Raw genomic sequence first — 9178 nt, 5'->3', positions numbered from 1 at the left:
GCGGTCACCCGGCAGATCGGGCGCAGGACACCACGGTCAGCGAGTCGGTGAGCCAGAACGACCGCTGCGGGGCTCCCCTACATCCTCACTGCGAGTCGGGGTCTGGGGTGCGCGTGTCGCGGGCTGGGCGCGGGGTCACCAGCCGTAGAAGACGCGTTCCACCACCGCTCGGGCGCGGCGGGTGGTGCGGCGGTACTCGTCGAGGAAGACGCCGGGGTCGCCGTCGGGCGGGTAGCCCAGCGCCGAGGCGACGGCGGCGAGCTCGCGGCCGGAGCGGGGCAGCTGGTCGCCGGGCTTGCCCTTGACCAGCATCACCGCGTTGCGGGCGCGGGTGGCCATGCGCCAGCCGGCGGCCAGCTCGTCGGCGTCCTCGGCGCCCAGCAGGCCCGCCTCGACGGCCGCCTGCAGCCCCTCCGACGTGGACGTGGTGCGCAGCTGCGGCAGCTCGCCCGCGTGCTGCAGCTGCAACAGCTGCACCGTCCACTCGACGTCGGCCAGCCCGCCGTGGCCGAGCTTGGTGTGGGTGCTGCGGTCGGCGCCGCGGGGCAGGCGTTCCTCGTCGACGCGGGCCTTGATCCGCCGGATCTCGGTGACGGTGGCGGTGTCGATCCCGTCAGCCGGGTACCGGATGGGGTCGATCATCTCCAGGAACCGCCGCCCGAGGTCCTCGTCGCCCGCGACCGTGCTCGCGCGCAGCACGGCCTGCGCCTCCCAGGGCTCCGACCAGCGCGCGTAGTAGGCCCGGTAGGACTCGAGCGTGCGCACCAGCGGCCCGGTCCGGCCCTCCGGCCGCAGGTCGGCGTCCACGACGAGCGCGGGGTCGGGGCTGGGTGCGGCGAGCCGCCGCCGGACGGTCTCGGCCACCGTCGTGGCGTACCGGACGGCCTCCTGGTCGCCCACCCCGTGGACCGGCTCGCAGACGAACATCACGTCGGCGTCGCTGCCGTAGCCCAGCTCCGCGCCGCCGAGCCGACCCATCCCGATGATGGCGAACCGGGCGGGCGGCGGGCCGTCGAACGTGCGCTCCACCGACTCCAGCGTTGCCTGCAGCACCGCCACCCACACCGAGCTGAGCGACGCGCACACCTGCTCGACGTCGACCAGGCCGAGCAGGTCGGCGCACGCCACCCGCAGCAGCTCGTGCCGGCGCAGGGAGCGGGCGGTGGCGGCGGCGCTGTCCGGGTCGGTCTGGCGAGCCACGGTGGTCCGCAGGGAGGAGGCGAACTCCTGCGGGTCGCGCCGCAGCTCGTCCTGCCCGGCGGTGGGCGTGGCGAGCAGCCGCAGCACTTCGGGCGCGCGCACGAGCAGGTCGGGCACCAGGGCGGACGTGCCGAGCAGCCGCATCAGCCGCTGCGCCACCTGCCCCTCGTCGCGCAGCAGCCGCAGGTACCAGGGCGTCTCGGCGAGCGCTTCCGACACGCGCCGGTAGGCGAGCAGCCCGCGGTCCGGGTCGGGGCTGTGCGCGAGGTCGTCGAGCAGCACCGGCAGCAGCGTCTGCTGGATCGAGGCGGCCCGCGACACCCCGGCCGTCAGCGCCCGCAGGTGGCCCAGCGCCCCCTCCGGGGATGCCCAACCGAGCGCGCCGAGCCGCGCGGCCGCCGCTTTCTCCGACAGCCGCGCCGTGTCGGCGGACAGCCGCGACACCGCGGTGAGCAGCGGCCGGTAGAACAGCTTCTCGTGCAGCCGACGCACGCGGCGCACGTTGCGCGACCACTCCGCGTCCAGCACGCCGACGACGTCGCGCCGCCCGTCCGGGCGCAGCCGGGCCGCGCGGGCCAGCCAGCGCTGCGCGCCGGTGTCGTCGGCGGCGGGCATGAGGTGCGTGCGCCGCATCCGTTGCAGCTGCAGCCGGTGCTCCAGCAACCGCAGGAAGCGGTAGGACGCGGCGAGGTTGGCGCCGTCGTCGCGGGCGATGTACCCGCCGCCGGCGAGAGCGGCCAGCGCTTCCAGCGTGGACGGCGAACGCAGCGCCTCGTCGGTGCGGCCGTGCACGAGCTGCAGCAGCTGCACCGCGAACTCGACGTCGCGCAGCCCGCCGGCACCGAGCTTGAGCTCGCGCTCCGCGTGGTCGGGCCGGATGTGTTCCTCCACCCGGCGGCGCATCGCCTGCACGTCGGCGACGAAGTCGGCACGCTCCGCCGCGTTCCACACCAGCGGCGCGACGGCCTCCGCGTAGGCCGCGCCGAGCTCTGCGTCCCCGGCCACGGGCCGAGCCTTGAGCAGCGCCTGGAACTCCCAGGTCTTCGCCCAGCGCCGGTAGTAGGACAGGTGCCCGTCCAGGGTGCGCACCAGCTCGCCGTGGCGCCCCTCCGGCCGCAGGTTGGCGTCCACCTGGAAGCAGGCGTCGCCCGCGACCCGCAGGACCCGGCCGGCCATCTTGGTGGTCTGCTGGTCGGCCGGCTCGGCCACGAACACGACGTCGACGTCGCTGACGTAGTTCAGCTCGCGCCCGCCGCACTTGCCCATCGCGATGACGGCCAGCCGCCCCTCACCCCCGACCTCGGCGACCGCGACGGCGACGGCCGCCTGCAGGGCCGCGTCGGCGAGCGCGGCGAGCTGGGCCGCGACGTCGGCGACGTCGAGCACGGGGAGCTCCGGCTCGCCGACGGCGGCGAGGTCGGCGGCCGCCAGCACGAGGACCTCGTCGTGGTAGGCCGTGCGCAGCGCCTCCACCGCGTCGGCGCCGGTGAGCGCCGCGGGCGCCATGCCGTCCGCGTCCGGATCGGCGCCCACCGCGCGCAGCAGCGCGGCGCACGCCCCGTCACCCGGGGGCGGGGCGTCGCCGGCGAGGCGGCGCCAGCGGTCGGTGTGGGTGATCAGGTGGTCGGCGAGCGCCGTGGAGCTGCCGAGCAGGGCGAACAGCCGCCCGCGCAGCACCGTGTCGGTGCGCAGCGCCGCGTCCAGCTCGCCGCGGTCGGGCGCCGCCTGGAGCAGGCGTTCCGCGGAACGCAGCGCCAGGTCCGGATCGGGGCTGCGAGCCAGCGCCCACATGATCGGCGCGGCGCCCTCGGCCGGCCGGTCCCCGGCCCACCACCCGAGCCCGGTCACCGTGGCTTCGGCCCACGGCTCGGTGAGCCCCAGGCGCGCGAGGGAAGTTCCGGTGCGCGTCACGACACCCGATCCTGCCGCATCCGCTCGCGCGCGGTGCTCACGAGTCCGCGACGGCCCTCGATCCCGCGCGGTCCACCACCGGGCGCGCACCCCATCGGGCCAGGGCGGCTGCCAGCCCGTCACCGTCGGACCCGGCCCACGCCACGTAGCCGTCCGGGCGCACCAGCGTCGCGGTCCGCGCACCCGGGGCGACGTGGGTGACGACGCCGTCCGCCCGCACGGCCGACCCGGGCGGTGTGACCAGGACGAAGCGCCCGTGGCGCAGGACCTCGTACAGCCTCGTCCCGTCGGCCGAGGTGACGTCGGGTGCCCGGGTGCCGACCAGCCGGTCCGCTCCGCGCGCTCGGCCGTAGGTGATGCCGAGGCCGCTCTGCCGCATCCGGACCTGCCTGCCGATCGCCGGCACGGCGAGCGCAGCGGGGAACAGCCGGTTGCGGACGGCGCGGGAGACCGGCGAACGCAGCAGCGCGGCCCGCAGCAGCCCACCGGACAGGCGCAGCACCATCCGCCCGACCGGGTGGCGCTCGTCCTGGTACGAGTCGAGCAGGTCCTCGTCGCCGCGCCCCTGCACGGCGGCGGCGAGCTTCCAGCCCAGGTTCGCCGCGTCCTGCAGCCCCGTGTTCATCCCCATGCCCCCCGCCGGGGAGTGCACGTGCGCCGCGTCGCCCGCGAGGAACACCCGCCCCTGCCGGTAGCGCTCGGCCTGCCGCTCGTCGCTGTGGAACCGCGACATCCAGCGCGGGTCGTGCATGCCGAAGTCGGTGCCGAACACGCGCCGGGCAACGCCCGCGATCTCCTCGAGCGCGACGGGCGCGTCGTCGGGCAGCTCGCAGCGGCGGTCCCGCGCGATGATCCGGTACCAGCCGTCGCCGAACGGGACGACGAAGCAGAACCCGTCGGTGTTGCCGTCCACCGTGAGCTGGTCGGTCGGCGGATCGGTCATCCGGACGTCGGCGAGGACCAGCGACCGCACCACCGATCGGCCGGCGAACTCCAGGCCGAGCTGGCTCCGGACCGTGCTGTGGTGCCCGTCCGTCCCGACGGCGTAGGCGGCCCGCACCGAGCGGTCGGTGCCGTCCGCATCGCGGTAGTCCACCTCGACGTGGTCGGACGCCTGCTGCACGCGCTGCACCGTCGCCCCGCGCACCAGCGTGGCGCCGGCCGCGAGCGCCCGCTCGACGAGCACCCGTTCCACCTCGTACTGCGGGGTGATCAGCATGAACGGGTACCGGCTCGGGAGCGGTGAGAGGTCGACCGAGACGCTGCCGAACAGCCGGAACCGATCGACCCTGGTGCCGCTCCCGAGGAGCCGGTCGGCCACCCCGCGAGCGTCGAGCTGCTCCAACGTCCGTGCGTGCACGACGAACGCCCGGGTCAGGTTCGACTCGTCGTGACGCCGCTCCAGCAGCGTCACGTCCACGCCGGCGGCGGCGAGGTCCCCGGCCAGGAGGAGCCCGGTCGGTCCGGCGCCGACCACGACCACGTCGGTCATCGCTGGACCTCCTCGGCCACCTCGGCGAGGACGGTGCGCGTGCCGGGGTCGGTGACCCCGGCGTCCCTCCACGCGGCGCGCAGCTCGGCGCTACCCATGTACTGGCGGGCCCGCGCCATGTCCTCGAACTCGAAGAGCACCACGACCTCGTGCGGGTCCTCCAGGTTCCGGAACACCGCGGCGCTGCGGCAGGTCGCCTCCGCGCGGGTCGGTGCGAGCCGGTCGAACACGGCCTTCCAGCGAGCGAACTCCTCGAACCGTTGCTGGACGAGCAGGTGAGGCATGATCTTCCCCTTCTTTGACAACGCTTGTTGGCCAACAACTGTAGGCGAGTCGCCGCAAGTTGACAACAGGCGTTGGCATAGAATCCGGGGATGGCGTTCACCGACCGCTCGCTCCCCGCCCGCGAGGCGATCCTCCGCGCCGCCCGGGTGCGCTTCGGCGACGACGGCTACGACCGGGCCACCGTGCGCTCGATCGCCGCCGACGCCGGTGTCGACCCGTCGATGGTGATGCGCTACTTCGGCAACAAGCGCCAGCTCTTCGCCCTCACCGCGGAGTTCGACCTCCGGCTGCCCGACCTCGCCGCGGCGCCGCGTGAGCAGGTCGGGCAGGTCCTCGCCGCCCACCTGCTCGACCGCTGGGACGACGACCACGCCCTGCAGATCCTGCTCCGCACCGCGACCACCGACGTCGACGCCGCCGATCGGATGCGCGCGATCTTCGCCGGCCAGCTGGGCCCGCAGATCGCGGCGCTCACCGGCGACCCCGCCGGCGCGGCCACCCGCGCCGGCATGGTCGCCACGCAGACCCTCGGCGTGGCGCTGTGCCGCTACGTCCTGCGGCTACCGCCGGTCGTCGCGATGTCCCCGGCGGAGATCGTCACGTGGATCGCGCCCACGTTGCAGCGCTACCTCGTCAGCACACCCTGAGCCGCGGCCGGTGTGCCGGTGCTACGCAGGTGAGCGGTTCCGCGGGTGAACGGAACACCAGGGCTCGCCGACCGTGCACGCAGGACCGTGGAGTTCCGCCCACCCGCAGCGACCGGCACCGCCGCCGCCGGGAGAGCCTCCGGCGCTGTTCGATCTTCCTGGAAGCGCGGCTCCTGCGGTCAGGTGCCGAACTCCCCTGCACGCACGCCCACCACGAACGCCCGCCACGCCTCGCCGGAGTGCTGGTGCGGCGCACGCCCCCGGTCCTTCGTGTCCCGGACGGCGATCCCCCCGTCGGGGAGGACGGCGACCTCGACGCAGCCGCCGCCGCTGCCGTTCCCGCCGCTGAAACTGCTCTTCCGCCAGGCGACGCCGGTCGGGATCGGGGCGGGCATCGAGCACCTCTTCACGTCACGATCTCAGAGCTGGGCGATCACCCGCTCGACGAGGGCGACGGACTCGGCCGGGCTCAGCGCCACGGAGCGCAGGTGGTCGAACACCACCCTAGCTCGCGCGACGTCCTCGTCGTTCTCGATGTGTACCGATCCCATCAGGTGCTCGACGTAGCCGATGTCCGGCTCACCCAGGCCGTCGAAGCTGAGCACGGTGAAGGCGCCGTCCACCCCAGGATGGGCGCCTACCACGGTCGGGAGCACCTGCAGCGTGACCGTGTCGACCTCGGCCACGGTCACGAGGTGCGCGAGCTGCGCCCGCATCACCGTGGGCCCGCCCACGGGCCGGCGCAGCACTGCCTCCTCGACCACCGCCAACAGCTCGAGCGGTTCCACCGCTGAAGTGAGCCGCTCCTGCCGGATGATCCGGACCGTCACGTCCCGCTCAAGGGTTGCTGGTGTCCGCCACCGCAACGAGTTCGCGAAGAGCGCCCGGGCATAGTCGGCGGTCTGCAGCAACCCGGGCACGTAGTTCACCGTGAAGTCGCGCACCCTGGTGGCTTCCGATTCCAGCGGCACGTAGCAGTGGTCGTCCAGCCCGTACGCCCGCCACCACCCCTTGGCATTGGCCTCCCGGGTGAGCTCGACGATCTCGCCCCACCGCTCCCCGCCGACCCCGAAGATGTCCATCATGGAGCGCACGGCATGGACGTCCACGCCCTGATGGGCGTTCTCGATCCGGCTGAGCTTGCTCGGTGAGAAGTCGAGCAGCGGCGCGGCGGTCTCGATCGTCATCCCGGCCTTCTGCCGCAGCTCGCGCAGGGTGCGGGCGAGCTGTCGCCGCCGGATCAGGGAACCGCTGCGCACGCTCCACACTCCCTGCTCTCCGCGCCCGCCCGGTGACAGATCGTGGGACAGATGGTGGCAGGTGGGAGGTGCCAGGTGAAAGATCCAGGCGGCACCGGCCACCCGGACCCTGCACCGCATGCAGATCGACGCAGGGGCACCGGACCGGATCACCGAGGCCGGCGCCGTCATCGCGAGCTGGACGCGGCTGTGGTCGCAGCTGCTCGTGCTGCACGTCGCCGGACCCGACGGGCGGTGTCGCGGCTGTCCGAGCAGCGCGCACGTCGCGCCGCGCTCGCCGTGCCGGCTCGCCGAGCTCGCCAGAGCCGCCCAGACCGCACACCGCGCGCAGAGCCGGCAGCACCCCGCCCCACCCGTGCACGCTCCGAGCTGCGATCGCCGGGGGTCAGGGCATCGGCCGGACCGTCACGAGTGCTGCCCGGTCTCCGTGGAGACCAGACCGGTGCGGTAGGCGAGCACGACGGCCTGGACGCGGTCGCGCAGGTCGAGCTTGGCCAGGATCCGCGACACGTAGGTCTTCACCGTCTCCGCCGCGAGCACCAGTTCGGCGGCGATCTCGGCGTTGGACAGCCCGGCCGCGATCAGGCGCAGCACCTCGAGCTCGCGCGGGGTGAGGGTGGCCAGCGCGCCCGAGGGCTGCCCGGTCGAGGTGGCCGGGCGCAGCCGCCCGGCGAAGCGGCCGATCAGCTCGCGGGTCACCGCCGGGGACAGCAGCGATTCGCCCGCGGCGACGGTGCGCACCCCCCTGACCAGCTCGGCGGGCGGAGCGTCCTTGAGCAGGAAGCCGCTCGCCCCGGCCCGGAGCGCCTCGTAGACGTACTCGTCGACGTTGAACGTGGTCACGACCAGCACTTTCATCGGATGCTCGACGTCGGGCCCCGCGAGCCGCCGGGTGGCCTCGATCCCGTCGAGCAGGGGCATCCGGATGTCCATGACGACCACGTCGGGGCGCAGCCGCTGCGCGAGGTCGACGGCCTCGTGGCCGTTCCCCGCCTCTCCGACCACCTCGAAGTCGGGCTGCGCGCCGAAGATCGTGACGTAGCCGGCGCGGACGAGTTCCTGGTCCTCGCAGACCAGGACGCGGATCGGGCGGGCCGCCGTCACGCGTGATCCCCGTGCGGGATCAGCGCGTGGACGCGGAAGCCGCCGCCCGGAACCGCACCGGCCACGAGCGACCCGTCGAGCAGGCGCACCCGCTCCCCCAGACCCGCCAGGCCACGTCCGCCGCTCCCGGTGCCGCTGACCTTCGCAACCTCCGGTCCCTCGGTGGTCACCTCGATCTCGATCGCGCCGTCCCCGTGGTCGACCCGCACGACGGTGCGCCTGCCGGCGGCGTGGCGCATCGCGTTCGTCAACGCCTCCTGCACCACGCGGTAGGCGGTCAGGCGGAGGTCGGCGGGCAGTGTGGCGGGCTCGCCGCGCTCGTCGAGCTCGATCGGCTGGCCCGCCGCGCGGGCGCGGTCGACCAGGTCCCGGAAGGCCTGCGGCCGGTACTCGCCGGTGGCCTCCAGGACGTCGAGCAGCGAGCGCAGCTCGGTCAGCGCGCTCCGCCCGGTGTCGCTGATCGCGGCGAGACCGCCTGCGGCGCGGCCGGGAGCCGAAGCCACGAGGTACTGCGCCGCGTCGGCCTGCACGACCATCGCGGTGACGTGGTGGGTCACCACGTCGTGCAGCTCGCGCGCGATCCGGCCCCGCTCCGATGCCGTGGCGCGCTCGGCGGCCAGGCGCCGGCGCTGCAGCTCCTGCGCCCGCCACTGCCGGACCGTCCCGCCCGCCGCGACGACCAGCGCGAGGACCAGGAAGAACGCGAGGAAGTCGAGCACGCCCAGCGGCGAGCCCAGACCGTGCAGGACGACCGCGAACCCGACGTAGACCGCGACGGCCACCACCGCGACCGGCACCCGCCACCGGTCCTGGTGCGCGCCTGCGGAGTACAGGGCCAGGTAGAGGCCGATCCCGGCGAACGACGTGGGGTAGCCGAGCACCTCGTGGGCCACGAACCCGGCGCCGACCGCGGCCAGGCACGCCGCGGGCAGGCGGCGGCGCACCACGATCGGCACGCACTGGGCCAGCACCAGCACGACGGCGACGGCGTCGAACGGGCGGACCGGCAGGTCCCCGATCTCCACGCCGATGACGGAGAGCGTGGGCACGAACGCGGCCGCCGTGAGCGCGGCGGCCAGGAGACCGTCCTGCACGAGGACCGAGCGCGGCTGCCACCAACCGGCCGACGAGCGCGCACGTGCGGCCCAGCTGGACACGACGCAGAGCCTACCGTCGGCATTGATCACGCGGCGGCGCGCGGTGGGCCGCACACCAGGGCCCTCAGCCACGGCAGGCCGCGCGGCGCCGGGTCGACGGGGTGCTCGCGCACCTCCAGTTCG

The 9178-nt window shown here is 74.5% G+C and carries 8 protein-coding genes; 1 reads left to right on the top strand and 7 read right to left on the bottom strand.

Going from position 1 to position 9178, the window contains the following annotated elements:
* Positions 1-135: 135 nt before the first annotated feature.
* The 3 genes from CFP66_RS36620 to CFP66_RS36610 are packed head-to-tail and all read right to left on the bottom strand — an operon-like array spanning position 136 to position 4887.
* A complete protein-coding gene (locus CFP66_RS36620; protein WP_094929925.1) occupies positions 136-3111 on the bottom strand; it encodes a bifunctional [glutamine synthetase] adenylyltransferase/[glutamine synthetase]-adenylyl-L-tyrosine phosphorylase in 2976 nt (991 codons plus the stop codon).
* Positions 3112-3148: 37 nt separating this feature from the next.
* Positions 3149-4603, bottom strand: a complete 1455-nt coding sequence (locus tag CFP66_RS36615; protein WP_094929924.1) for an FAD-dependent monooxygenase — start codon at positions 4601-4603, stop codon at positions 3149-3151.
* Positions 4600-4887 (bottom strand): antibiotic biosynthesis monooxygenase, encoded by a 288-nt coding sequence (locus tag CFP66_RS36610; RefSeq protein ID WP_094929923.1) that lies wholly within the window; start codon positions 4885-4887, stop codon positions 4600-4602. The genes CFP66_RS36615 and CFP66_RS36610 overlap by 4 nt, the downstream gene beginning before the upstream one ends.
* A gap of 90 nt (positions 4888-4977) precedes the next feature.
* Between CFP66_RS36610 and CFP66_RS36605 the strand changes: the two genes are divergently transcribed.
* The gene (locus CFP66_RS36605) at positions 4978-5535 is read left to right on the top strand and encodes a TetR family transcriptional regulator (RefSeq protein WP_094929922.1); all 558 of its coding nucleotides are present in this window, start codon (positions 4978-4980) and stop codon (positions 5533-5535) included.
* A gap of 179 nt (positions 5536-5714) precedes the next feature.
* Here the strand turns inward: CFP66_RS36605 and CFP66_RS36600 are convergent, their stop codons facing one another.
* The 4 genes from CFP66_RS36600 to CFP66_RS36585 form a co-directional block, all read right to left on the bottom strand.
* The gene (locus CFP66_RS36600; RefSeq protein ID WP_094929921.1) at positions 5715-5930 is read right to left on the bottom strand and encodes a DUF397 domain-containing protein; all 216 of its coding nucleotides are present in this window, start codon (positions 5928-5930) and stop codon (positions 5715-5717) included.
* Positions 5931-5954: 24 nt separating this feature from the next.
* Positions 5955-6794, bottom strand: coding sequence for a helix-turn-helix transcriptional regulator (locus CFP66_RS36595; RefSeq protein WP_198961907.1), 840 nt, complete (start codon positions 6792-6794; stop codon positions 5955-5957).
* 405 nt (positions 6795-7199) lie between these two features.
* On the bottom strand, positions 7200-7898 hold the full coding sequence (locus CFP66_RS36590; protein ID WP_094929920.1) for a response regulator transcription factor: 699 nt from the start codon (positions 7896-7898) through the stop codon (positions 7200-7202).
* The gene (locus CFP66_RS36585; protein ID WP_233160013.1) at positions 7895-9055 is read right to left on the bottom strand and encodes a sensor histidine kinase; all 1161 of its coding nucleotides are present in this window, start codon (positions 9053-9055) and stop codon (positions 7895-7897) included. Before CFP66_RS36585 ends, CFP66_RS36590 begins: the two co-directional genes overlap by 4 nt.
* Positions 9056-9178: the final 123 nt, after the last annotated feature.

This window comes from Pseudonocardia sp. MH-G8, assembly GCF_002262885.1.
Taxonomy (GTDB): Bacteria; Actinomycetota; Actinomycetes; order Mycobacteriales; family Pseudonocardiaceae; genus Pseudonocardia.
The sequence above is the reverse complement of the archived record's forward strand: the minus strand, read 5'-3'. Positions and strand labels throughout refer to the sequence as shown.

What these genes read in the sequence shown, in the direction of transcription:
- CFP66_RS36615 (WP_094929924.1), bottom strand. Translation starts at nt 4,603, where the DNA reads ATGACCGACGTGGTCGTGGTCGGCGCCGGACCGACCGGGCTCCTCCTG.
- CFP66_RS36610 (WP_094929923.1), bottom strand. Translation starts at nt 4,887, where the DNA reads ATGCCTCACCTGCTCGTCCAGCAACGGTTCGAGGAGTTCGCTCGCTGG.
- CFP66_RS36600 (WP_094929921.1), bottom strand. Translation starts at nt 5,930, where the DNA reads ATGCCCGCCCCGATCCCGACCGGCGTCGCCTGGCGGAAGAGCAGTTTC.
- CFP66_RS36605 (WP_094929922.1), top strand. Translation starts at nt 4,978, where the DNA reads ATGGCGTTCACCGACCGCTCGCTCCCCGCCCGCGAGGCGATCCTCCGC.